Source organism: Modestobacter sp. VKM Ac-2979 (genome assembly GCF_026967995.1).
GTDB lineage: Bacteria > Actinomycetota > Actinomycetes > Mycobacteriales > Geodermatophilaceae > Modestobacter.
The window spans coordinates 1-23854 of sequence record NZ_JAPVBO010000003.1 but is presented as its reverse complement, the minus strand read 5'-3'; the positions used below and the strand labels follow the sequence as shown (position 1 = coordinate 23854).

Genomic DNA, 23854 nt, shown 5'->3' with positions numbered 1-23854 from the left:
GGGTGTGTGAGGGTGGCGGGCATGCACCTGCTGCTGGAGTACACGCTGGCCGAGGACTACCTGGAGCGCCGGGCGGCCCTGCGGGACGACCACCTCGGCCTGGCCCGGGCTGCCCACGAGCGGGGTGAGCTGCTGCTGGGCGGCGCGCTGCCGGACCCCTTCGACCGGGCGCTGCTGGTGTGGACCGCGTCCCGCGAGGTCGTCGAGCGGTTCGTCGAGGCCGACCCTTACGTCGTGCACGGGCTGGTGACCGGGTGGACCATCCGGCCCTGGAACGTGGTCATCGGCTGACCTGCGGTCCGGGCAGTTCCACCGTCGTCGTCACCCGCACCACCGAGGGACGGGGCGGCACCGAGCCGAACCCGAAGGTGACCGGTGGCCGCACCGGCGACACCGCGCCCAGCGGCTCGCCGTCCCACGTCGCGTCCACCGAGGCCACGGTGTGCAGGTCCTGCACGCCGTACCACTCGGTGCGCCCGTTGCCGGCCGAGCCGGTGGTGCGCAGCCCGGTCAGCAGCCGGGCCGGCCGGTCGAGCAGCCCGACCCAGCCGGGTCGCCGGGCCAGCGGCGCGGGCACCGCACGCAGCACCCGGCCCAGCCCGGGACGGCGGCCGACCCGGACCGACATCGCCAGCGGGCCGGCGCGCACCGTCCAGGTCGCGCCGCGCCGGGTCACCGCCACGTCCACCAGCCGCACCTCGTCGAAGGTGTACGTCGAGCCGACGAACTCGGCGACCTCCGGACCAGGCGCGAGCAGCACCCGGTGCCCGTCCGGCCGCTGCACCATGACGTCGGAGAACGCCCCCAGCGGCGAGGACGGCCAGTGCCCGAGCACGATCCGGGTGCCCGACGTGGTGCCGGTCCCGAGGATCCAGCCGTCGAACCGCAGTCGCGTCGTCACCGGTGGTCCCTGTCCACGACCGCGTCCGCTCAACCCGCCGGCAGCACCTTCCCCGGGTTCATCAGCCCCACCGGGTCGAGCAGCGCCTTGACCCCGCGCATCAACTCCAGTTCCAGCGGGTCCTCGTAGTCGGTGAGCAGGTCCCGCTTGGCCACCCCGACGCCGTGCTCGGCGCTGATGCTGCCGGCGAAGGATGCGGTCGAGTCGTAGACCACCCGGGCCAGCTCGTCGGCCCGGGCGCGGAACGCCGCGTCGTCGCTGCCCGCCGGCTTGCTCAGGTTGTAGTGCAGGTTGCCGTCGCCCACGTGCCCGTAGGCGACCACCCGGATGCCGGGGACGGCGGCGGCCAGCGCGCGGTCGGTCTGCTCGACGAACGCCGGGATGCGGCTGACCGGCACGGTGACGTCGTGCTTGAGGCTGGGGCCCTCCCGGTTCTGCGCCTCGGAGATCCCCTCGCGCAGCGCCCACAGCGCGGCCACCTGCGCCGATCCCGAGGCGATGACGGCGTCCAGCGCGAGGTCCCGCTCGAACGCCTCGCCCAGCGCGGTCTCCACCACCTCGCCCAACCCGGCGTCGGGCAGGGTGTCGCTGAGCTCGACCAGCGCGTACCAGGGGTGCACCTCGGCGAACGGGTCGCGGGCACCGGCCGCGTGCGCGAGCACGAAGTCCACGCTCTGCCGGCTCATCACCTCGAAGCCGGTCAGCCGGTCGCCGGCCAACGCGCGCACCACCTCGATCAGCTCGACCGCCGCCGCCGGCCCGGGCAGCGCCACCCAGGCGGTGGCCCGGCTGCGGACGGCGGGGAACAGCTTGAGCACCGCGGCGGTGATGATGCCGAGCGTGCCCTCGGCTCCGACGAACAGGTGCTTGAGGTCGTAGCCGGTGTTGTCCTTGCGCAGGCCTCGGAGCCCGTGCCAGATCCGCCCGTCGGGGAGGACCACCTCCAGACCCAGCACCAGGTCGCGCATGGTGCCGTAGCGGAGCACCGCCGTGCCGCCGGCGTTGGTGGCCAGGTTGCCGCCGATCGTGCAGCTGCCCTCCGCGCCCAGCGACAGCGGGAACAGCCGGTCGGCGGCCGCAGCGGCCTCCTGCACCGACTGCAGCACGACGCCGGCCTCCACGGTGATCGTCTGGTTGGCCGGGTCGAGCTCCCGGATCCGGCGCATCCGGGTCAGCGACAGCACCACCTGCCGACCCGTGGCGTCCGGCACCGCGCCCCCGCACAGGCCGGTGTTGCCGCCCTGCGGGACCACGCCGACCCCGGCGTCCCGGCACAGCCGGACCACCGCGGCGACCTCCTCGGTGCTGGCCGGTCGGACCACCGCTGCGGCCTCGCCGGAGTACGCGCCGCGCCAGTCGGTCAGGTGGCTGCGCACCTGGTCGGGGTCGGTGACCAGCCCGGCCGGGCCGACGGCGTCGTGCAGCGCCGCGAGCAGGGCCGGGAGGGCATCGGGGGTGGTCATGCGGTGTCCCCTCCGGACCGGACCGGGGTCAGCTGCAGGACGGCGCGGGCGTGGTCCACGTTCGCCGCGAGCTGGGCGGCGTCCCAGCCGTGCACGGTGTCCGCCGACGGGGCCAGCTCGCTGAGCCGGGGCCCCCACGCCGCCGTCCGCCCCGGGAAGCTCGCCGCCAGCACGTCCACCATGGTCGCCGCGGCGGTCGAGGCCCCGGGCGAGGCGCCGAGCAGCGCCGCCAGGGAGCCGCCGGCCGAGGTCACCAGCTCGGTCCCGAAGCCGACCATGCTGCCGCGGCCCTCCGTGGTCTTGAGCACCTGCACCCGCTGCCCGGCGGTGATCAGCTCCCAGTCCTCGGCACGGACCGACGGGACGAACTCCGCGAGCGCCGCGATCCTGTCCTGCGGGGTCTGGCGCAGCTGTCGCACCAGGTAGGCCATCAGGCTGCGGTTGTCCCGGGCGGCGGCCAGCAGGGTCGGCAGGTTGCCCCGCCGCACGGAGCGCACCAGGTCGGTGAGCCGACCCTGGGTGAGGAACCGCGGGGAGAAGGCGGCGAACGGCCCGAAGAGCAGGTGGTCGCGCCCCTCCACGACCCGCCGGTCCAGGTGGGGCACCGAGATCGGCGGCGCACCCGGCGCCGCGTGGCCGTACAGCTTGGCCCGGTGGGCGGCGACCAGCTCGGGCCGGTCGGTGCGCAGGAACTGGCCGCTGATCGGGAAGACGCCGTACCGGCGCACCTCGGGCACCCGAGCCGCCTGCAGCAGCGGGAGGGTCCCGCCGCCGGCACCCACGAAGACGTACGGGGCGCGCAGCTGCCGCCGTGCTCCGGTGCGCCGGTCGCGCACGTCCAGGTGCCACCGGTCCCCGCTCCGCCGCAGCCCCTGCGTCTGCTGGCCGAACCGGACGTCCGCGCCCCGTGCGGCCAGCGCGGACAGCAGCCGGCGGGTGAGCACGCCGAAGTCGACGTCGGTGCCCTGGACCGAGCGGGTCGCCGCGATCGGCTGACCCGGGGGCCGCTGGTCGAACACCAGCGGCAGCCACCCGGCGAGCACCGCCGGGTCGTCGGAGAACTCTTGGCCGGCGAACAGCGGGTGGTCGCGCAGGGCCTCCCAGCGGGCCCGCAGGTACGCCACCCCCTCGTCGCCCCGCCCCAGCCCCAGGTGCGGCACCGAGCGGATGAAGTCCTCCGGTGCGCCGAGGAGCCCGCGCTCGACCAGGTGGGCCCACAGGGTCAGCGAGGTGAGGAACTGTGCGCCGATCTGCACCGCGGCCGACACGTCGACGGTCCCGTCGGGACGGCGGGGCGTGTAGTTGAACTCGCAGAGCCCGGCGTGCCCCGTGCCGGCGTTGTTCCAGGCGCTCGAGCTCTCCAGCCCCGCGGCGTCCAGCCGCTCGACCACGGTGATCGTCCAGTCCGGCTCCAGCTCGCTGAGCAGCACGCCCAGCGTCGCGCTCATCACCCCGCCACCGACCAGGACGACGTCCCGGTCCTCTGGTCCAGCGTCGGTCATCGCTCTCCCTCTCATCTCAGCAACACCGCCACACCGAGCAGCACCGGCACCGACAGCACGGTGGTCAGCAGCACGACGTCGCGAGCCACCGCACTGCCCCGGTCGTAGGTCGTGGCGTAGACGAACACGTTCTGCGCGGTGGGCAGGGCGGAGGTGAGCGTGACCGCCAGCAACGGCACCCCCGCCAGCCCGACCCCCCAGCGGCCCAGCGCGTAGGCCAGCGCCGGCTGCACCGCCGTCTTGAGCGTGACGGCCAGCCAGACCTGGCCTCCGCCGTCCCCGGACGCCGGCCGCGGCGCCCCGTGCAGACTCGACCCGAAGGCGAGCAGCGCCGCGGGGACGGCGAGGGCGGCGAGCAGCTCGACCGGCTGGAGCACGACCGCGGGCAGCCGCCACCCGGTCTCGGCCAGCAGCAGGCCGACCAGGCAGCCGAGCACCACCGGCGTGCGCACCGGCTGGGTGAGCACCTGCCAGCGGGACGGCGCGCCCTCTTCCGGCCCGCGCGAGCCGGCCAGCACCGCGAGCCCCACCGGGGCCATGACCAGCACCTGGAAGAGCAGCACCGGTGCCACGTAGGTGGCGTCGCCGAGCACGTAGACGGCGATCGGGAGGCCGAGGTTCCCGGCGTTGACGTAGGAGGACGCGAGCGCGCCGGTGGTCAGCGAGGCCGGGCGCAACCGCCACCACCAGCGGGCGAGCCCGGCGTACAGCGCGGCCGCGATCAGGGCACTGCCGCCAGTCGCCACCAGAGCGGCGGTGAACAGCCCCGCCGGGTCGGCCTCGGCCAGCGTCAGCAGCAGCAACGCCGGCGTCGCGACGAAGTAGGACAGCCGGGACAGCACCCCGGCGGCGTCGGGGCCCAGTGCCCCGGTGCGGCCGGTGAGCCAGCCGACGGCGATGACCGCGGCCAGGGCGGCGAACCCGCTCAGGACCGCGGTCACGTGGCCGCAGGCCGCACCGTGGCGGTCACCGGATCGCGTCCTCCACCGCGGACACCAGCTGGGCGAGGGCGCCGTCCGGGGCCTGCGGGAGGAAGAGGCTCGGCTCGGCCAGCTCCAGCTCGAGCACCACCGGGGAGCCGCCCGCATCGGCGACCAGGTCGATCCGGGCGTACAGCACCGGGGCGGCACCGGGCACGAGCGACGGCACCGCGTCGAACACCGCCTGGGCGACCGCCCGCTGCTCCGGGGTCGGCTCGACCGCGCGCAGGTCGCCGCGGCTGTCGCGGTCCTGGCGCACACCCTCGCCGCGCTGTAGCAGCGCGCCCTTGCGCACCGCGTGGGAGAAGCGGCCGCCGAGGAAGAGCATCGCGGTCTCCCCGGCGTCGTCCACGCTGGCCAGGTAGGGCTGGACCATCGCCGTCCGGCCGGCCGCGGTCAGCTCGGCCACGTGCCCGAGCACCGCCGCCGGCTCGGTCCACCGGGCGGTGTCCCGGGAGCCGGCCGAGATCGACGGCTTCACCACCCACTCCCCCGCCTCCGGCAGCGCGGCGACGTCGGTGGGGTCCCAGACGGTCGGGACGACGGGCAGCCCGGCGGCGACGAGGTCCCGCAGGTGGGCCTTGTCGGTGTTCCAGGCCAGCACCTCGACCGGGTTGCGCAGCCGCGGGACGGCGGCGGCCCAGGCCAGGAACTCCGCCCGCCGCCAGGCGTAGTCCCAGCACGAGCGGACGACGGCCAGGTCGTAGCCCGCCCAGTCGACCTCCGGGTCGTCCCAGCGCACGAGGTCGACGGCCAGCCCCGCCGACCGCAGCGCAGGCGCCGCGATCGGCAGGTCGGGGTCGACCCGCAGCCCCCGCTCGCTGCTGACCAGCGCGACCCGCGCGCTCACGCCGGCAGCTGGAGGACGCCGTCGATCCGCCGCGGGATGCTCGTGTGGTCGTCGGTGAGCTCGGCCGGGAGCACGTCGGCCGGGGCGCCCTGCCAGGTGACCGGGCGGAGGAACCGGCGGATCGCCGAGGTGCCGACCGAGGTGTGCTGGGAGTTCGTCGACGGCCACGGCCCGCCGTGGTGCTGCGCCCAGGACACCGCGACACCGGTCGGGTAGGCGTCGTAGACGATGCGGCCGGCCCGGGTGCGGAGCTCCTGGGAGACCGCCAGCGGCAGCTGGGTCTCCCCTGCGCCCCGCAGCACCGTGGCGGTGAGCGAGGAGGGCATCTTCGCCAGCGCGGCGAAGAGGTCCGGCTCGCCGTCGTACCGGGCCACGACCGCGACCGGGCCGAAGACCTCCTCGGTGACCTGCTCGGGCAGCCCGGCGGCCGAGGTGCTCAGCAGCAGCGGCGTCGCGGCGAAACCGGTGCCGTCGCCCTCGGTGCCACGGGCGACAGCGGTGACCCCCGGCGCCTCGGCGATGGCGGCGGACAGCTTCCCGAACGACGCCGCGATGCCCTCGTTGAGCAGCACCTGCGGGCTGCTGCCGCGCACCGCCTCGGCCATCGCGTCGACGACCTGGTCCCCCTCCGGACCGGTGGGCACGAGCACCAGGCCGGGCTTGGTGCAGAACTGACCGGCGCCGAGGGTGAAGGACCCGACGAGCTCCTGCCCGAGCTGGCTGCCGCGCTCGGCGGCGGCCTGCGTGGTGACCACCACCGGGTTCAGGCTGCTCAGCTCACCGAAGAACGGGATCGGGTCCGGGCGCTGCTCGATGATCTGCAGCAGCGCCCGGCCGCCGTTCACGGAGCCGGTGAAGCCGACCGCGCGGATGGCCGGGTGGGCGACCAGGGTCGCGCCGGCCTGCAGGCCGTGCACCAGGCCGAGCGTCCCCTCGGGGGCGCCGGCCTCGCGGGCCGCGGCCACGAACACCTCGAAGACCAGCTGGGAGGTGGCCGGGTGCGAGCCGTGCGCCTTCACCACCACCGGGCAGCCGGCCGCCAGGGCCGAGGCGGTGTCGCCGCCGGGCACGGAGAAGGCGAGCGGGAAGTTGCTGGCGCCGAAGACGGCGACCGGGCCGATCGGGAGCAGCATCCGGCGCAGGTCCGGGCGCGGGCCCATGGGGGTGTCACCGGCGTGGTCGATGGTGGCCTCGAGGTAACTGCCCTCTCCGAGCACCTCGGCGAAGAGCCGCAGCTGGTAGGCGGTGCGGGTCAGCTCGCCGTTCAGCCGGCCGGTGCCCAGGGCGGTCTCCCGGTCGGCGACGGCGACGACGTCCTCCCGCCGGGCCTCCAGCGCGTCCGCCAGGGCCCGCAGCAGGCCGGCCCGACCCGCCCGTCCCATCTCCTCCAGAGCCGGGGCAGCGGCCAGGGCCGCCTCGCACAGCCGGGCCACCTCCTCGGGGGTGGTCTCCTGCGCGACCACCTCGGCCGCCTGCCCGTTGCGCGGGTCGATGCTCACGACGTCGGTCATGGGTGCTCCTGTCGGTTCTGGGGGCGGGTCAGTGGGGCAGGTCAGTGGGGCGCGTCGACGTGGACGCGGTCCACGGTCCAGGCGCGCGCCTGCTCGGTCAGGGTGACACCGAGACCGGGGCGGTCGGACAGGTGCATCCGGCCGTCGCGGGTCTCCAGCCGCTCGTTGAACAGCGGGTGCAGCCAGTCGAAGTGCTCGACCCACGGCTCGTGCGGGTAGGCCGCGGCCAGGTGCACGTGGATCTCCATCGCGAAGTGCGGCGCGATCTGCAGGTTCGCGTCGTCGGCGAGCGCGGCCAGCTTCAGGAACTGCGTGATGCCGCCGATCCGGGGGGCGTCGGGCTGCAGGATGTCGACCGAGCCGGCCCGGATGAGCTCGCGGTGCTCGGCGACGCTGGTGAGCATCTCCCCGGTGGCGATCGCGGTGTCCAGCGAGCGGGCGAGCTGGGCGTGCCCCTCGGCGTCGTAGGCGTCCAGCGGCTCCTCGATCCACACCAGGTCGAACTCCTCCAGCCGGCGGCTGACCCGCATGGCCGTGGGCCGGTCCCACTGCTGGTTGGCGTCGACCATGAACGGCACGCCGTCACCCAGGTGCTCGCGGACGGCGCGCACCCGGCGCAGGTCCTCCGCCGAGTCCGGCAGGCCGACCTTGATCTTGATGCCGCCGACGCCGCTCTCCAGCGTCCGCGTGGCGTTGTCCTTGACCTGCTCGACCGTCTCGTGCAGGAAGCCGCCGGAGGTGTTGTAGCAACGCACCGAGTCGCGGTGGGCACCCAGCAGCTTGGCCAACGGCAGCCCGGCGCGCTTGGCCTTGAGGTCCCACAGCGCCACGTCGATCGCGGCGATCGCCTGCGTCGAGGCCCCGCTGCGGCCGACCGACGCCCCCGCCCAGACCAGCTTGGTCCACAGCCGGGCGATGTCGTTGGGGTCCTCGCCGATCAGGCCGGGGGCGACCTCCCGGGCGTGGGCGAACTGCGCGGGCCCACCGGCCCGCTTGGAGTAGCTGAACCCCACGCCCTCGTGGCCGGCCTCGGTCCGGATCTCGGCGAACAGGAACGCGACCTCGGTCATCGGCCGCTGCCGGCCGGTGAACACCTTCGCGTCGCTGATCGGGTTGGGCAGCGGCAGCGTGACCGAGGAGAGCGAGATCGACTCGATCCGGTCCAGGACGGCCGGGGCGGAGGTGGTCGGGGTCGGGGCGGACGTCGTCGTCATGGCAGCTCCAGGCATCGGGGTCAGCGCACCAGGCAGGGACGCTTGGGGTCGAAGCCCCAGTCGGGCACGAGGTACTGCATGGCGACCGCGTCGTCCCGGGCGCCGAGCCCGTGCTCGCGGTAGAGCTCGTGGGCCGCGCCCAGGGCGTCCCGGTCCAGCTCGACGCCGAGTCCCGGCGCGGTGGGGACCGCGATCGCCCCGTCCCGGATCTGCAACGGCGACCGGGTGAGCGCCTGGCCGTCCTGCCAGATCCAGTGGGTGTCCAGCGCGGTGATCTCCCCCGGCGCGGCAGCCCCGACCTGGGTGAACATCGCCAGCGAGATGTCGAAGTGGTTGTTGGAGTGCGATCCCCAGGTCAGGCCGAAGTCGGCGCACAGCTGGGCCACCCGCACCGAACCGCGCATGGTCCAGAAGTGCGGGTCGGCCAGCGGGATGTCCACGGCGTGCGACCGGACGGCGTGTGCCATCTGCCGCCAGTCGGTGGCGATCATGTTGGTGGCCGTCGGCAACCCGGTGGCCTGCCGGAACTCCGCCATGACCTCCCGCCCGGAGAAGCCGCCCTCGGCCCCGACCGGGTCCTCGGCGTAGGCGAGCACCCCGTGCAGGTCGCCGAGCAGCCGGACGGCGTCGGCGAGCAGCCAGCCCCCGTTGGGGTCCAGCGTGATCCGGGCGTCGGGGAACCGCTGCGCCAGTGCCCGGACGGCGGCGACCTCCTGCTCGCCGGCGAGCACGCCGCCCTTGAGCTTGAAGTCGGTGAAGCCGTAGCGGGCCTGGGCCGCCTCGGCCAGGGCGACGACCGCCTCGGGGGTGAGTGCGGGCTCCCGACGGAGCCGCTCCCAGTCGTCGGCCGGGGTCGGCTCGGCGACGTAGGGCAGGTCGGTCGCCGTCCGGTCCCCGATGTAGAAGAGGTAGCCCAGCATCGGCACCGCGTCGCGCTGCTGCCCGTCGCCCAGCAGCTCGGCGACCGGGACCCCCAGGTGCTGCCCGAGCAGGTCCAGCAGCGCGGACTCCAGCCCGGTCACCGCGTGGACGGTCGTCCGGAGGTCGAAGGTCTGCAGACCGCGGCCGCCGGCGTCCCGGTCGGCGAAGGTGTCCGCGACCGAGCGCAGCAGCCGGCCGAAGGCGGCCACCGGCTGCCCGACGAGCAGCGGGCCGGCGTCGGCCACCGTCCGCCGGATGTCCTCGCCGCCGGGCACCTCCCCCACGCCCTCGCGGCCCTCGCTGTCGGTGACGATCACGATGTTGCGGGTGAAGAAGGGGCCGTGCGCGCCGCTGAGGTTGAGCAGCATGCTGTCGTGCCCGGCGACGGGCACCACCTCGACGCGGGCGACGGTCGGCGTGGTGCCGGTCATCGGGTTCCTCTCAGCAGACGGCGGGCAGCGGGTCCGGGGACCCGGGGTTCAGGAGAGCTTGGAGACCAGCGTGGTCAGCTCGCCGAGCTCGGCCTCGGTCAGGTCGGTGAGCGGCGGGCGCACCCGGCCACCGTCCCGGCCCACCGCGGTGAGACCGGCCTTCACGATCGAGACCGCGTAGCCGCGGGCCCGGTCGCGGATGTCGAGGTACGGGAGGACGAAGTCGTTGAGCATCCCGTAGACCGCCACGCGGTCCTGGGCGCGGACGGCGGCGTAGAACCGGAGCGCGAACTCGGGCACGAAGTTGTACAGCGCCGAGGAGTACGTGCTCACCCCCAGCTGGAGCAGCGGGAGGGCGAACGTCTCGGCGGTGGGCAGGCCGCCGACGTAGATGAGCCGGTCGCCGACCTTGGCGTAGGTGCGGGTCATCTGCTCGATGTCGCCGACGCCGTCCTTGAGCCCGATGAGGTTGGGGTTCCGGTCGGCGAGCTCGGCGACGGCGCCGTCGCCGAGCACGGCGTTTGCCCGGCTGTAGACGACCACACCGAGGTCGGTGGCCCGGCAGACGGCGCTGACGTGCTCGACCAGACCGGCCTGGCTGGCCTCGGTGAGGTAGGGCGGGAAGAGCAGCAGGCCATCGGCACCGGCGGCCTGGGCGGCCTGGGCCTGGGCGACCGAGACGGCGGTGCCGCCGGTGGCCGGGGCGATGACGGGCACCCGGCCGGCCACCTCGTCGACGGCCACCCGGACCACCCGGTCGATCTCGGCGGGGGTGAGCGAGAAGCCCTCCCCCGTGCCGCCCGCGGCGAACAGGCCGGCCACGTCGAAGCTCGACTGCCAGGCCAGGTGCTCGCGGTAGCGGGGTTCGTCGAACTGCAGCTCGGCGTCGAAGTGGGTGACCGGGAACGACAGCAGACCGGACTTCAGCCGGTCAGCGAGAGCATCCGGGGGCAGCAACGTCACGGGTCGTGTCCTTGGGTTCGACGGGTCCGCGCACTGTCGACCGGAGGTCGCGGGCGGTGGTCGACGTCACCCTAGGAACGGCCTGCGATGCCTGTCCAAGAGCAGTTCCGCATCGTTCGATGCGCACAGGGCATCATGAAAGCGCTTGCCCATCCGCCAGGACGTCCAGCGCACGCCACAGCGCCGGGTTCTTCGACTCCCGGGCCCAGAGCAGGTGCAGCTCGACCGGCTCGGGCACCGGGGTCTCCAGGCGCACCAGTCCGACCCCCGCGATGGTGAGCCCGGCTGCCGACTCCGGGACGAACGCGACCCCCCGGCCGGCGGCGACGAGCCAGAGCATGGTGAGCACCTGACTGACGGTGTGCACCGCGTTCTCCGAGGTCGCCGGCACGAACCCGACCACCAGGTCGTAGAAGTACCGCGCCTGGGTCGGCGAGTGCATCACCACCGGCTCACCGGCCAGGTCGGCCGCGGTGACCGGCCGGTCCAGTGCGAGGAGCCGGTGCCCCAGCGGAGCGGCGACCAGCAGGGACTCGCGGTGCAGCAGCCGGGAGCCGAACCGCTCGGCGTCGAACGGCGGCCGGGCCAGCCCGAGGTCGATCTCCTCGGCCAGCAGGCCGGCCACCTGCTCCCTGGTCACCATCTCGGCGAGGTCGACGTCCACGTCGGGCAGGGCGGCACCCAGGTCGTCGAGCAGCCGGCCGAGCACGCCGTAGGCGGACGCCGCGGTGAAGCCGATCCGCAGCACGCCGCTGGACCCGGAGGAGACCCGGCGCGCCAGTTCTGGTGCGCCATCGGCCAGGGTGAGCAGCCGGCGGGCCTCGACCAGGAAGACCTCACCGGCGGCGGTGAGGTCGACCCGCCGGTTGTCCCGCTCGAGCAACTGGGCACCGACCACCCGCTCCAGCTTCTGAATCTGCCGACTGAGCGGTGGCTGGGTCATCTGGAGCCGCTCCGCCGCGCGGCCGAAGTGGAGCTCCTCGGCGACGGCGACGAAACCGCGGAGCTGCTCCAAGGTGAACGCCATGCAGCGAAGGTATCAATCAATGCTCCAATGGATTTGGACAGGCATGAGCGGCCGTTCCTACTCTTCGGTCGTCCCCGCGTTCGTGACGGCACTCACAGCACCCCCAGGCCGGACCGACGGCTTCTCGAAGAGGAGAACCACCATGACCACGAACCACCGCGCCCGTCGCTGGGCACTGTCCGGCGCCGGACTCACCCTGGCCCTCTCCCTCACCGCCTGCGGGGGGAACGTCGGCGGCGGGTCGGACTCCGAGGAGGAGTTCCCGGGCGGCGACCCGATCACGATGCTGGTCGGGCAGGACCCCGGCGGCAGCACCGACCTGATCGCCCGCGCGGCGGCCGACGGCCTCTCCGACGAGCTCGGCGTCCCGGTGACCGTGGAGAACCGGCCCGGCGCCAACGGTGCGCTGGCCGCCCAGCAGCTGGCCGGCGAGGACCCGGACGGCCATACCCTCATGGTCTACAACGGCAGCCTGGCCTACATCACCCCGCTCGCGGTGGGCGAGGGCGAGGCCCCCGACATCGCCGACTTCGACATCGTCACGGGCCTCTCCCTGGACGACTACGTCCTGGTGACCGCGCCGGGCTCCGGCTTCAGCACGGTCGAGGACCTGGCCGCGGCCGGTCGCCCGATCACCTTCGGCACCACCGGGGTGGGCACCGGCAGCCAGCTGTCCCAGGAGCTGCTGTTCGCGCAGGCCGACATCGACGCCACCGCCGTCCCGTTCGACGGCGGTTCGCCCACGCTGACCGCCGTGCTCGGCGGGCAGGTGGACGTCGGCTCCGTCCAGCTCGGTGAGGCCATCGAGCAGATCGAGTCCGGCGGCCTCACCCCGATCGTGACCTTCGCCGAGGAGCGTCCGAGCTACCTGCCCGACACCCCGACCGCGGTCGAGGCCGGCTACGACGTGCCGGTGCAGCAGTCGCGCGCCGTCTTCGCCCCCCAGGGCGTGCCGGACGACGTCATGCAGACGCTGCGCGACGGTTTCGAGGCCGCGTTCGAGACGGAGGCCTACCAGCAGCTCAACGAGGACAACCTGCTCACCCCCCTCGAGGTCGACGGTGAGGAGATCCGGGAGCGGTGGACCGAGAACCTGGACAACTACCGTGCCGTGGTCGAGGAGTACGGCATCGACCTCGGTGGAGATGCGTGACCCTCGGGTCCCCGATGGTCCGGGACGCGACCTGCGTCCCGATGACCCCGAGCAGGAGCGAGGAGAACTCGTGAGCTCTGCGCACGACGGGGCGCACACCCCAGGGAGCCCCGGCGGCCGCACGGCCGCCGGGGCCACCCCCCAGGGGAACGTGGCCCCCCACCCGACCGACACCGCCCCGGCGACCACCGACACCCCCTCGACGCTGCACGACCTCGAGGACCTCGCGCAGGAGGTCGAGGAGGAGGCCGAGCACCGCCCGCCACCGGCCGGCCCGGCCACGAACCTGGTGATCGCGGCACTCGTGGTCGCACTGGGGGCGGCCGCCACCGTCGGCGCCCTGGCGCTCGGCGCCGGCACCGCACGCACGCCGGGACCGGGCATCTGGCCCTTGATCCTCGGCGTGCTGCTGGTCGTGCTGGGCGTGGGCCTGGCGGCCACCGCCCGCCGGACCACCGACACCGAGCAGTTCTCCAGGTCGTCCTGGCTGGTCCTCGCCGGGCTGGCCACGATGCTCGTCTTCGTCGCTGCCATCGGCACCATCGGCTTCGAGATCCCTGCCGTGCTGCTGGCCTTCGTCTGGCTCCGCTTCCTGGGCGGCGAGAGCTGGCGGACGTCCGCGATCGTCAGCATCGGCGTGGTGGTCGCCTTCTACCTCGTCTTCGTCGCGGCCCTCTCGGTCCCCATCCCGCACCTCTTCTGAGGAGAGTCCGTTGGACCTCGCCCCGGTGCTCGACGGCTTCGCCGTCGTCCTGGAACCGACCAATCTGCTCTACTGCCTGATCGGCGTCGTCGTCGGCATGCTCGTCGGCGTGCTGCCGGGCCTCGGCCCCGCCGCCACCATCGCGATCCTGCTGCCGATCACCATCGGCATCGAGCCGGTGACCGCGATCATCATGCTGGCCGGCATCTTCTACGGCGCCCAGTACGGCGGCACGATCACCTCCGTCCTGCTCAAGCTGCCGGGCGAGGCGTCGTCGGTGGTCACCGTCTTCGACGGCTACGCCATGGCCCGCCAGGGCAAGGCGGGGACCGCGCTCGGGATCGCGGCGATCGGCTCGTTCGCCGGCGGCACGATCTCGATCGTCGCCCTGTCCTTCCTCGCCCCCCTCGTGGCCAGCTTCGCGCTGGACTTCGGGCCGCCGGAGTACACCGCCCTGGCGCTGCTCGGCATCCTGCTGGTCGCCACCGTCAGCAGTGGCAGCCGGCTCAAGGCGGTCGTCGCGGCCTGCGTCGGCCTGCTGCTCGCCACGGTCGGCCGCGACGGCTTCACCGCCACCGAGCGGTTCACCTTCGGCAACCTGAACCTGGCTGACGGCCTGGACTTCGTGCCGATCGCGATGGGCCTCTTCGGTCTCGGCGAGATCCTCTACAACCTGGAGCAGCGGCACAACGCCACCCAGGCGCCGACCAAGGTCGCCAACGTCTGGCCCTCCCGCCAGGACCTGCGCCAGTCCTCGGGCGCGATCGGCCGCGGGTCGGTGATCGGCTTCTTCCTCGGCATCCTCCCCGGGGGTGGTGCGACCCTCTCCTCGCTCGCCGCCTACGCGGTGGAGAAACGGCGCTCCAAGACGCCGGAACGCTTCGGCAAGGGGGCGGTCGAGGGCGTGGCCGGGCCCGAGACGGCGAACAACGCCGCCGCGACGTCGTCCTTCATCCCGCTGCTCACGCTGGGCATCCCCGCCAACGCGACCATGGCGGTGATCTTCGGCGCCCTGCTCGTGGTGGGGGTCACCCCCGGCCCGCAGCTGGTCACCGAGGAGCCGGAGCTGTTCTGGGGCGTCGTCAACTCGATGTACATCGGCAACATCCTGTTGCTGATCATGAGCATCCCGCTGGTCGGGCTGTTCGTGAAGATCCTCCGGGTGCGGCCGGCCATCCTGGCGCCGATCACCGTGCTCATCACGCTGATCGGCGTCTACACGGTCAACAACAGCGTCTTCGACATCGTGCTGGTCATCGTCTTCGGCGTGCTCGGCTACCTGATGAAGAAGGCAGGCTTCGACCCCGGCCCGCTGTTGCTGGCCTTCGTGCTGGGTGCTCTGCTGGAGGACGGCTTGCGCCGTTCGCTGCTGATCTTCGACGGCGACGCGACCGGCTTCTTCACCCGTCCCATCTCCGGCACCCTGCTCGTCGTGTTCCTGATCGTGGCGGTGTACCCCTTCGTGGCGAGCCTGCGGAGCCGCCGGCGGCAGGAGCCGGCCCAGGACACGTCCGACCCGAACACCAAGGAGCTCGTGTGACCGTCCTCGTCGGTTTCGTCCCCACGCCCGAGGGCGAGGCGGCCTTCACGGCCGGTCTCGCCGAGGCCCGCCGTCGGCAGGAGGGGCTGCTGGTGCTCAACACCCCGCGGGGCGGAGCACCGGTCAGCGCCGACGTCGCACCACCGGAGCTGGTCCGGTCGCTGACCTCCCGCGCCGAGGCCGACGGCGTCGCCCTGGAGCTGCGGCAGACCCCGCACACCGGCGACCTGGCCGACGAGCTGCTCCGGGTGGCCGAGTCCGTGGACGCCTCGGTGATCGTGATCGGCCTGCGCCGCCGCTCCCCCGTCGGCAAGCTGCTGATGGGCAGCAGCGCCCAGCGGATCCTGCTGGACGCCGACCGCCCGGTCCTGGCGGTCAAGCCGCACCCCACCGCCGGCTGACCCGCCCAGGACGGCACGAGGCCCGCCAGGAGATCTCCTGGCGGGCCTCGTGCTGTGTGTGGGGCCGGTCTGTCAGGCGGCGGCCTGGAGCGCGCGCCGCACCTTCGGGCCACCGGTGGTCATCTTGTAGAGCTTGACGACCTGGGCCGGGGCGTTAGCAGGGGTGGTCTGGGCCAGCCAGCCGTTGGGCAGCGAGAGCCGGATGACCTTGTGCCACGCCGAGCCGACCTGACGGGGCAGGGACGCGGAGTGGTACCGCAGCCCGTAGCGGGCGAAGAGGTCGCGGATCTGCGGGGCGATCTCGGCGTACCGGTTGCTCGGCAGGTCCGGGAACAGGTGGTGCTCGACCTGGTGGGAGAGGTTCCCGGTCATGATGTGCATGGCCTTGCTGCCGGAGATGTTGGCCGAGCCGAGCATCTGGCGCAGGTACCACTCACCGCGGGTCTCCCCGTCGATGGACTTCTTCTCGAAGGTCTCCACGCCCTCCGGGAAGTGCCCGCACATGATCACCGAGTGCGACCACACGTTGCGCACCACGTTGGCGGTGAAGTTGGCCGCCAGGGTGGGCAGGAACGACGGGCCCGACAGCGCCGGGTGGACGACGTAGTCCTTCGTCATCTGCTTGCCGATCTTCTTCAGCACCTGCTTGCCGCGGGCGCGGAAGCCCGGGTCGGCCCGCCGCTCCTTGGTGGCCAGGTTCTTGCCCAGCTCCAGGTCGTAGGCGGCGATCCCGTACTCGAAGAAGCAGGCGTTGACGAAGTTCCAGACCGGCTGCAGCAGGTACAGCGGCACCCACTTCTGGTCCTCGTCGACGCGCATGATGCCGTAGCCGAGGTCGTTGTCCTTGCCGATCACGTTCGTGTACGTGTGGTGGAGCACGTTGTGCGAGTGCTTCCACTGCTCCGACGGGCTGGCCATGTCCCACTCCCACGTCGTGGAGTGGATCTTCGGGTCACGCATCCAGTCCCACTGCCCGTGCAGGATGTTGTGCCCGATCTCCATGTTCTCCAGGATCTTGGCGACCGAGAGCCCGGCGGTGCCGAGGACCCAGGCCGGCGGGAACCTGGAGAACAGCAGCACGGCCCGGCTGGCCAGCTCCATCTTGCGCTGCACGTCGATGACCCGGCGGATGTAGGCCGCGTCGTCCTCGCCACGGCTGTCCACGATGGTCTGCCGGATGGCGTCGAGCTCGCGGCCGATGGCCTCGATGTCGGCCTCGGAGAGGTGGGCGATCGGGTTGTCGGACTTCTTCTGCAGGACGGTCATGTGCAGCTCCTCAGCTGGTGGGACAGCAGTTCTGGATCAGTGGTCGATGTCGCAGGCGTCAACGGCGGCGCTGACGCAGGTCTGGATCAGGACGCCGTCACCGGGGGCGGCGGTGGTCAGCTCCCCGTTGCGCAGGTCACGGACGGCGCCCTCGCGCAGCGGCAGCACGCAGCCATAGCAGATGCCCATCCGGCAGCCGCTGGGCATCAGCAGCCCGGCCTCCTCGGCGGCGTCCAGGATCGGCGTCGCGCCGTCGACCTCGAGCGTGCGCTCGGACTTCGCGAACGTGACCGTGCCGCCCTCGCCGGTGACCAGCACCCGGGGGCGGAAGCGCTCGGTGTAGAGCCGGTCGGCGATGCCCTGGTCGGCCCAGTGCTCCTCCAGCGCCTCGAGCAGGCCGACCGGGCCGCAGGCCCAGGTGGCCCGCTCGGCCAGGTCGGGCACCAGGTCGGCGATCGCCGGGGCGTCCAGGAAGCCGGCGTCCTGGGTGTGGTGCTCGACCAGGCGGATCCGGCCGGCCCCCGCCAGCTCGCGCAGCTCGGCACCGAAGATGACGTCCTCGACGGTGGGCGCGGAGTGCACCAGGACGACGTCGCACCCGGCGTCCTCGCCCAGGTTGCGCAGGATGCCCATGACCGGAGTGATGCCCGAGCCCGCCGTCACGAACAGCGCCTTCGCCGGCCGCGCCTCGGGGAGGACGAACTCACCGGTCGCCTGGTCCAGCTGCACGATGGTGCCCGGCTGGGCGCGGTGCACCAGGTGGTTGCTGACCTTGCCGTCGGGGATGGCCTTCACGGTGATGGAGAAGCAGCCGTCGGCGCGGCCGAGCACCGAGGTGATCGAGTACGCGCGCCACAGCCGCACGCCGTCGATGTCGATGCCGATCCGGACGTACTGGCCGGGTGTGTGCGGGAGCCAGTCACGGCCCGGCCGGATCACGATGCTGGCGGCGTCCCGGGTCTCGTGGTGCACCGCCTCGATCCGGCCGCGCAGCGCGGCGCCGGAGCGCAGCGGGTCGACCAGGTCCAGGTAATCGGCGGGCAGCAGCGGCGTGGTGACCAGCTCGGCCACCTTGAGCACCCGGTCACGCAGCGTGGTCAGCACAGGACGGGCCGGCGACGGACGCGGGACGGTGGCGGTCATGTACTGATCCTTACCCGCACCGAGGGCGAACAACTGTGCCTCGGACGTGAATCGGGCGGTATCTTCTGTTCCCTGCGAACAACGAGAGGGTGAACACCACGAGCGACCAGGTCACGTTCCCGCCGCCGGTCGTCGCCGCGATGCAGGCCCAGCTCCCCGCCGTGGCCCAGCAGACGGTGGCCAGCATCGTCGTCGAGGTGCCCAGCTACGCCGACGCCTTCTCCGGGGAGATGGGCCGGGCGATCTCCAACGCCGTCCAGCTCGCCCTGGGTGGCTTCCTGGAGCTGGCCACCACCGCCGGGGGCGTCGACGCGAGCCGGCCGATCGGCCCGGCACTGGAGGGCGCGTACTCCCTCGGCCGGGGCGAGGCGCGCAGCGGACGGTCGATGGACGCCCTGCTGGCCGCCTACCGGGTCGGCGCCCGGGTGTCCTGGCGGCACATGAGCGACACCGCGGTCGACGCCGGCCTCTCGGTGGGGTCGCTGGCCCGCTTCGCCGAGCTGGTGTTCGCCTACATCGACCAGCTGTCGGCCGCCAGCGTGGCCGGGCACACCGACGAGCTGGAGACCACCGGCCGGGTGCGCCGGCACCACCGCGAACGACTGGGCGCGCTGCTGCTGGCCGGGCGGCCGCTGCACGACCTCACCCCCGCGGCCGAGCGGGCCGGCTGGCTCCCGCCCCGGACGCTGACCGCCGTGCTGCTCCCCGAGGTGCGGGCCCGCGGCGCCGTCGCGCTGCTCGGCCAGCGCACGCTCCAGCTGGACGACGACATCCCGGGGCTGGACCCGGCCCTGGAGCTCAGCGTGCTCCTGGTGCCGGACGCCGGGGAGGGCGCCCGGGCCGCCCTGCTGCGCGCCCTCGAGGGGCGGACGGCGGTGGTCGGCCCGGCCCGGCCGTGGTCCGCGGTCGCCGGCTCCTACGCCCGCGCGCTGCGCGCCCTGCGGCTCGGGCTGCACTCCACCGGCGCGGCGCCGCTGGACACCGAGCAGCGACTGCCGGAGCTGGTGCTGCGGGCCGACGAGGACGCCCTGGCCGACCTGCGGGCCGCGGCGCTCGCCCCGCTGGACGGGCTGACCCCGGCCACCCGGGAGAAGCTGGCCGCGACCCTCCGCTCCTGGCTGCTGCACCACGGCCGGCGCGACCAGGTCGCCGCCGAGCTGTTCGTGCACCCGCAGACCGTGCGGTACCGGATGGGGCAGCTGCGCGACCTGTACGGCGACCGCCTCGAGGACCCGCAGACGGTGCTCCAACTGACCATCGCGCTCGGCCCGCAGCCCCCCGCGTCCTGATCCTCCGCCGTCCCCGAGGATGGGGGCATGCGGATCGCGGTGGCCGGTGGCACCGGCCTGCTGGGTGCACTGGTGGTCGCGGAGCTGACGCGGCACGGCGACGACCCGGTCGTGCTCGCCCGCTCGCACGGGGTGGACCTGACCGACGGCACCGGCCTGGACAGCGCCCTGGACGGCGTCGAGGCGGTGGTCGACGTCGCGAACGTGACCACGACCAGCCGGCGCCGGTCGGTGGCCTTCTTCACCTCGGCCACCTCCCAGCTGCTCGCCGCGGCCGCCCGGGCCGGTGCCGGGCACGTGGTCACGCTGTCGATCGTCGGCGCCGACACCGTCGACTTCGGCTACTACCTGGGCAAGCGGCGGCAGGAGGAGCTGCTGGCCGCCGGTCCGGTGCCCTGGACGCTGCTGCGCGCCACCCAGTTCCACGAGTTCGCCGGCCAGCTGGTCGAGCGCTCCCCCCGCCCGTTCGTCGTCGTCCCCCGGATGGCCACCCGGCCGGTCGCCGCCGCCGAGGTCGCCGCCCACCTCGTGCGGCTCGCGCACGACGCCGCGCAGGGGGTCGCCCAGCCGATCGCCGGACCGGAGGACCACGACATGGGCGACCTGGTCCGGCGGCTGCTGCGCGCCACCGGGCAGCGCCGGGTCGTCGTCCCGGTGCGGCTGCCCGGCCGGGCGGGTGCGGCGATGGCCGGTGGTGCGCTCGTCCCCGCCGAGCCCCACGTCCGCGGCAGGCAGACCTACGCCGAGCACCTGGAGACGCTCACGCACCGGAGCTGAGCCGGGGTCAGCCCTCCCCGTCGGCCACCTGGCGGGACAGCTCGACGAGCTGCCGCAGGCAGTGCTCCCGCAGCGGCCCCGGGAAGCCGTCGGCCAGGCGGTAGAAGACGACCCGCCCGTCCTTGCGGCTGGTGACGAAGCCGGCGGTGCGCAGCAGCCGCAGCGCGTAGCCGACCGCGTCCTCCGTCGCCTCCAGCGCCATCGCCAGGTCGCCCACGCACAGCTCCTCGACCACGTCGAGGGCGTAGAGCACCCGGGACCGGGTGGGGTCGGCCAGCAGGCTCAGCATCGCCGACAGGCTCGCGGCGTCCTCGCGGCTGGGCACCCGCGCCCTCGCCGCAGCCACACGCACGGGGTCGACCGGATGGGGATGGTCCGTCACGATCGGTGCGGTTACCCGCATGGGCGCACGGGTATGCGCGCCGTCGGTCAGCCACGGCCCGAGGACGACGCGGACGGAGGACGAACTGGTGTCGGCCTACCTGAGCCTCGCCGCGATGCTGGGCCTCGCCGTCGGCGGTGTGCTGCTGGCGTACCTGCTGCACCGGCGGACCGCGGTGGCGCCGGGCGCGGTCGCGAGCCTGCCGTTCCTCTCCGGCTGGCGGCCCGCCGAGCACGCACTGTCCCGGTTCGAGGCGCGGTACTACCCGATGACCCTGCTGTTCCTCGCCTTCGACGTGGAGATGCTCTACATGTACCCGTGGGCGACCGTGGTCGCCTCGATCGGGACCTCGGCGATCATCGAGATGTTCGTGCTGCTCGGGGTGCTGATGACCGGCGTGCTCTGGGCCTGGCGCGAGGGTGCGCTGCGGTGGACCTGAGCCGGCTGGCCGCCCGCCGCACCGCGGTGCTCGCCGTCGAGGTGCCCGGCTGGAGCCGCACCCGCTGCGCGCTCGAGGAGCACGTCCGGGACCGGGGCTGGCGGCTGGCCCGCTCACCCGCCGACGCGGACCTGCTGGTCGTGTGCGGGCGCCCCGGGATCCGGCTGACCGCCGCGGTCGACCACGTCTGGAGCCAGCTGCCCGGCCCCCGCGCCCGGGCGGAGGTGACGACCGCCGCCGACGTCCCGGCCGTCCTGGACCGTGCCGCGGCCGAGCTCGCCGACGGCGCAGCCCAGCGCCGCGACGCCGCCGCCCGGCCGGCCGACCCCGAACCCGGCACCACCGCCACGGGCGACGACGACATGGGCGACATGGACATGGACGACGACGCCAGCGACGGCGACGGCGACATGGGCGACCACGACATGGACCACGGCGACATGGACATGCCGATGCCCGCCGGGATCGGCCTGGCCGGCGGCGGGGACGACGACCAGCTGACCGACCCCGACGCCCTCGACCTCGACGTGCTGCACGTGCCCCTCGGACCGGTGCTGCCGCACTGGCCGGCCGGCCTGCTGCTGCACACCACGCTGCAGGGCGAGCTGGTGGTCTCCGCCCGGGCGGAGGTTCTGCTGCCGGCCGACGGCTCCCCCACCGACGCCCCGGTGCACGGCACCCCGGCCGGCCGGTGGGATGCGGTGGCCACCCTGCTGAGCCTGGCCGGCTGGGACGACGCCGCCACCCGGGCCGCGCGGGTCCGCGACGCCCTGCTCGCCGGTGGGCAGCCACCCGAGGCCGAGCGGCTGGCCCGCCGGATCATCCGGTCGCGGCTGCTCCGCTGGTCGCTGCGCGGTCTGGGCCGGCTCCCCGAGGGCGATGCGCACGACCGGCTGCGGCACTGGCTGGAGGGGAGTCAGCAGCGCCGATCCACCGAGCTGACCGCGGTGGCCGAGCTGGTCACCGGGCTGGACCTGGCCACCGCCCGCCTGGTGGTCGCCTCGCTCGACCTGGACACCGCCGACCGGGTGACCGTGCCGGCGGAGGCGGGCTCGTGACCGTCACCGAGGTCTCGGTCGGCTGGGTGCCGGTGGCGGCCGCGCTGCTGCTCGTCGTCGGGGCCGCCGCGGCGAGCCTGGACGGTGCGCTGGCCGCGCGGTCGGCCGGGCAGCCGCTGGGTAGGGGCCTGCTCACCCCGGTCGCGGAGACGGCGCGACTGTTCGGCCAGCGTCGCCGGACCACCGTGGCCGCGGACCTCCCGTTGCAGCGGATCGGCGGCGCCGGGCTGCTCACCGCGGCGCTGCTGATGGTCGCCGTCGTCCCGTTCGGCCGGTGGACCGTCGCCGACCTGACGGTGGGCATCGTCTGGTTCAACGCGATGGACGTGCTGGTGTGGGCGGCGGTCTGGCTGGCCGGCTGGGGCCCGAACAGCGCCCACGCCCTGGTCGGCGGGTACCGGTTCCTGGCCCAGGCGCTGTCCTACGAGCTGCCGCTGATGTTCGCGCTGACCGCGCCGGCGGTCGCCGCGGGCAGCCTCCGGCTGGGTGACGTGGTGGCCGCGCAGTCCGGGCTGTGGTTCGTCGTCTGGATGCCGGTGGCGTTCGCCGTCTTCTGCGTCGCGGTCGCCGGCTTCTCCGTCTGGGAGCCGCTCGGCGCACCCGCCGGTGGGGTGTTCACCGAGGCGTCCGGGGTCGACCGCTGGCTGCTCTCGACCGGGCGGTACGCGCTGCTGACCGCCGGGTCCGCCTTCGGGGCCACCGCCTTCCTCGGCGGCGGGCACGGGCCGCTGTTGCCGGCCTGGCTGTGGCTGCTGGTCAAGACCGCCGGGCTGCTCGCGGTGCTCGTCGCGCTGCGGCGCCGGCTCCCGGTGGTCGCTCCGGAGCGGTTCGCGGGCCCCGCCTGGCTGGTCGCACTCCCGTTGGTGCTGCTGCAACTGCTGGTCGTGTCCGTCGTCGTCGTGGTCCAGGCCTGAGGAGGGTGGACGTGCTGACCGGGATCGTGTTCTGGGTGCTCGCCGTGATCGCGGTGGCCACCGGCGTCGCCGTCTTCCGGGTCGACTCGATGGCCCGGGCGACCTACGCGCTGGCCGCGTCCTTCATCGCCGTCGGCCTGGTGCTGCTGCTGGTCGACCTGGAGTTCCTCGGCGTCATCACCGTGCTGATGATGACCATGGAGATGGCCGTGATGGGCATCTACATGATCATGTTCATGGGGATGAACCCCGCGCTGATGCCCATGGACATGGTGCACGGCAAACGCCCGGCGCTGGCGGTCGCGGTCGGCACGTTCGTCGTGCTGGCCGCCGGGGCGCTGCTGATCCCGTGGCCCACCCGCCGCGGAGCTCCCGCCGCCGACCTGGTGACCTCGCTGGGCGAGGCGGTCATGGAGTCGAAGATGCTGGTGATGATGACCGTCTCGCCGGTCCTCTTCGCCACGATCGTCGCCGCGCTGGTGCTGGCGTTGCCGAAGGGCCGGTACGACCGGCTCGGCGACGACCTGCGCGGTACGGACCTGCGCGGGAAGGCCCCGCGATGACGCTGCAGACGATGCTGCTGGTGGCGGCCGCGCTGTTCAGCGTGGGCCTCTACGGCGCCATCTCCCAGCAGGTCGTGGTCATGGTGATGATGGGCCTGGAGCTGATGCTCAACGGCGTCATCCTCGCCGCCGCGGCCTTCTGGTGGTTCCTCTCCCCCACCCCCGACGGCCAGGTGCTGCTGCTCGTGGTGATCACCGCGATGACGGTGGAGATGGCGATGGGCTTCGCGGTGGCCACGCTGCTGCACCGGTCCCGGCAGTCGGACATGACCGACATGGCCACGGACCTGTCCCGGTGACCGGGCTGCTCTGGGCCTGCGCCGTGGTGCCCGCGGTCGTCGGCGCCGGGCTGTGTGTCACCGGACGGCGCGCGGACCGGGTCGCGCCGGCGGTCGGGATCGTCACGGCGGGCGTCGTCCTGGTGCTGTCGGTCGCCGTGGCGCTGGGCCGGCCCAGCGCCACG

The 23854-nt window shown here is 73.7% G+C and carries 25 protein-coding genes; 12 read left to right on the top strand and 13 right to left on the bottom strand.

Features of this window, described 5'->3' with window-relative positions:
• Positions 1–21 precede the first annotated feature (21 nt).
• Positions 22–291: a YciI-like protein gene (locus tag O2W15_RS08970; RefSeq protein WP_269163318.1), complete on the top strand. Its 270-nt coding sequence runs from the start codon at positions 22–24 to the stop codon at positions 289–291.
• Here the strand turns inward: O2W15_RS08970 and O2W15_RS08965 are convergent.
• The 10 genes from O2W15_RS08965 to O2W15_RS08920 form a co-directional block, all read right to left on the bottom strand.
• Positions 281–901 carry a hypothetical protein gene (locus tag O2W15_RS08965; protein WP_269179152.1) on the bottom strand — a complete coding sequence of 207 codons (621 nt, stop codon included), beginning with the start codon at positions 899–901 and terminating at the stop codon, positions 281–283. The genes O2W15_RS08970 and O2W15_RS08965 overlap by 11 nt on opposite strands.
• Positions 902–930: 29 nt before the next feature.
• Positions 931–2364: an FAD-binding oxidoreductase gene (locus O2W15_RS08960; RefSeq protein ID WP_269179151.1), complete on the bottom strand. Its 1434-nt coding sequence runs from the start codon at positions 2362–2364 to the stop codon at positions 931–933.
• Positions 2361–3866: a malate dehydrogenase (quinone) gene (mqo, locus tag O2W15_RS08955; RefSeq protein WP_269163321.1), complete on the bottom strand. Its 1506-nt coding sequence runs from the start codon at positions 3864–3866 to the stop codon at positions 2361–2363. The genes O2W15_RS08960 and mqo overlap by 4 nt, the downstream gene beginning before the upstream one ends.
• Before the next feature lie 11 nt (positions 3867–3877).
• A complete protein-coding gene (locus tag O2W15_RS08950) occupies positions 3878–4807 on the bottom strand; it encodes an AEC family transporter (protein ID WP_269179150.1) in 930 nt (309 codons plus the stop codon).
• A 25-nt stretch (positions 4808–4832) separates the two neighbouring features.
• Positions 4833–5696 (bottom strand): ATP-grasp domain-containing protein, encoded by an 864-nt coding sequence (locus O2W15_RS08945; protein WP_269179149.1) that lies wholly within the window; start codon positions 5694–5696, stop codon positions 4833–4835.
• Positions 5693–7207: an aldehyde dehydrogenase (NADP(+)) gene (locus O2W15_RS08940; protein WP_269163324.1), complete on the bottom strand. Its 1515-nt coding sequence runs from the start codon at positions 7205–7207 to the stop codon at positions 5693–5695. The genes O2W15_RS08945 and O2W15_RS08940 overlap by 4 nt, the downstream gene beginning before the upstream one ends.
• Positions 7208–7248: 41 nt before the next feature.
• Positions 7249–8421: an L-talarate/galactarate dehydratase gene (locus O2W15_RS08935; protein WP_269163325.1), complete on the bottom strand. Its 1173-nt coding sequence runs from the start codon at positions 8419–8421 to the stop codon at positions 7249–7251.
• Positions 8422–8441: 20 nt separating this feature from the next.
• Positions 8442–9773: an enolase C-terminal domain-like protein gene (locus tag O2W15_RS08930; protein WP_269179148.1), complete on the bottom strand. Its 1332-nt coding sequence runs from the start codon at positions 9771–9773 to the stop codon at positions 8442–8444.
• A gap of 48 nt (positions 9774–9821) precedes the next feature.
• Positions 9822–10736 (bottom strand): 5-dehydro-4-deoxyglucarate dehydratase, encoded by a 915-nt coding sequence (gene kdgD, locus O2W15_RS08925; protein WP_269163327.1) that lies wholly within the window; start codon positions 10734–10736, stop codon positions 9822–9824.
• 133 nt (positions 10737–10869) lie between these two features.
• Positions 10870–11763: a LysR substrate-binding domain-containing protein gene (locus O2W15_RS08920; protein WP_269163328.1), complete on the bottom strand. Its 894-nt coding sequence runs from the start codon at positions 11761–11763 to the stop codon at positions 10870–10872.
• Between the two features lie 142 nt (positions 11764–11905).
• On the opposite strand from O2W15_RS08920, the gene O2W15_RS08915 reads away from it, so the two are divergent.
• The 4 genes from O2W15_RS08915 to O2W15_RS08900 all read left to right on the top strand — a co-directional run bounded on the left by O2W15_RS08915 (position 11906) and on the right by O2W15_RS08900 (position 15560).
• Positions 11906–12916 (top strand): Bug family tripartite tricarboxylate transporter substrate binding protein, encoded by a 1011-nt coding sequence (locus O2W15_RS08915; RefSeq protein ID WP_164700616.1) that lies wholly within the window; start codon positions 11906–11908, stop codon positions 12914–12916.
• 70 nt (positions 12917–12986) lie between these two features.
• Positions 12987–13619, top strand: coding sequence for a tripartite tricarboxylate transporter TctB family protein (locus O2W15_RS08910; protein ID WP_269179147.1), 633 nt, complete (start codon positions 12987–12989; stop codon positions 13617–13619).
• A gap of 10 nt (positions 13620–13629) precedes the next feature.
• Positions 13630–15159, top strand: a complete 1530-nt coding sequence (locus O2W15_RS08905) for a tripartite tricarboxylate transporter permease (RefSeq protein ID WP_269163330.1) — start codon at positions 13630–13632, stop codon at positions 15157–15159.
• Complete coding sequence (locus O2W15_RS08900) at positions 15156–15560, top strand: universal stress protein (protein ID WP_269163331.1); 405 nt, start codon at positions 15156–15158, stop codon at positions 15558–15560. The genes O2W15_RS08905 and O2W15_RS08900 overlap by 4 nt, the downstream gene beginning before the upstream one ends.
• A gap of 72 nt (positions 15561–15632) precedes the next feature.
• On the opposite strand, the gene O2W15_RS08895 is transcribed toward O2W15_RS08900, so the two are convergent.
• Positions 15633–16826, bottom strand: coding sequence for a fatty acid desaturase family protein (locus O2W15_RS08895; RefSeq protein WP_269179146.1), 1194 nt, complete (start codon positions 16824–16826; stop codon positions 15633–15635).
• A gap of 36 nt (positions 16827–16862) precedes the next feature.
• Entirely contained in the window at positions 16863–17969 is a 1107-nt protein-coding gene (locus O2W15_RS08890) for a ferredoxin reductase (RefSeq protein WP_269179145.1), read from the bottom strand.
• 89 nt (positions 17970–18058) lie between these two features.
• On the opposite strand from O2W15_RS08890, the gene O2W15_RS08885 reads away from it, so the two are divergent.
• Positions 18059–19258: a PucR family transcriptional regulator gene (locus tag O2W15_RS08885; protein WP_269179144.1), complete on the top strand. Its 1200-nt coding sequence runs from the start codon at positions 18059–18061 to the stop codon at positions 19256–19258.
• A 27-nt stretch (positions 19259–19285) separates the two neighbouring features.
• Positions 19286–20035, top strand: a complete 750-nt coding sequence (locus tag O2W15_RS08880) for an SDR family oxidoreductase (protein ID WP_269179143.1) — start codon at positions 19286–19288, stop codon at positions 20033–20035.
• Between the two features lie 7 nt (positions 20036–20042).
• Here O2W15_RS08880 and O2W15_RS08875 read toward each other — a convergent pair whose 3' ends face one another.
• The gene (locus tag O2W15_RS08875) at positions 20043–20360 is read right to left on the bottom strand and encodes an ArsR/SmtB family transcription factor (RefSeq protein WP_269179142.1); all 318 of its coding nucleotides are present in this window, start codon (positions 20358–20360) and stop codon (positions 20043–20045) included.
• A 145-nt stretch (positions 20361–20505) separates the two neighbouring features.
• Here O2W15_RS08875 and O2W15_RS08870 point away from each other — a divergent pair, with 145 nt between their 5' ends.
• From O2W15_RS08870 to nuoK, 5 genes are read left to right on the top strand one after another with little or no spacing between them, the layout of a single operon-like run.
• Entirely contained in the window at positions 20506–20856 is a 351-nt protein-coding gene (locus O2W15_RS08870) for an NADH-quinone oxidoreductase subunit A (protein WP_269163337.1), read from the top strand.
• Complete coding sequence (locus O2W15_RS08865; RefSeq protein WP_269179141.1) at positions 20847–21914, top strand: hypothetical protein; 1068 nt, start codon at positions 20847–20849, stop codon at positions 21912–21914. Before O2W15_RS08870 ends, O2W15_RS08865 begins: the two co-directional genes overlap by 10 nt.
• The gene (locus tag O2W15_RS08860; RefSeq protein ID WP_269179140.1) at positions 21911–22828 is read left to right on the top strand and encodes an NADH-quinone oxidoreductase subunit H; all 918 of its coding nucleotides are present in this window, start codon (positions 21911–21913) and stop codon (positions 22826–22828) included. The genes O2W15_RS08865 and O2W15_RS08860 overlap by 4 nt, the downstream gene beginning before the upstream one ends.
• Before the next feature lie 11 nt (positions 22829–22839).
• Entirely contained in the window at positions 22840–23391 is a 552-nt protein-coding gene (locus O2W15_RS08855; RefSeq protein ID WP_269179139.1) for an NADH-quinone oxidoreductase subunit J, read from the top strand.
• Positions 23388–23690, top strand: coding sequence for an NADH-quinone oxidoreductase subunit NuoK (nuoK, locus tag O2W15_RS08850; RefSeq protein WP_036334437.1), 303 nt, complete (start codon positions 23388–23390; stop codon positions 23688–23690). The genes O2W15_RS08855 and nuoK overlap by 4 nt, the downstream gene beginning before the upstream one ends.
• Positions 23691–23854: the final 164 nt, after the last annotated feature.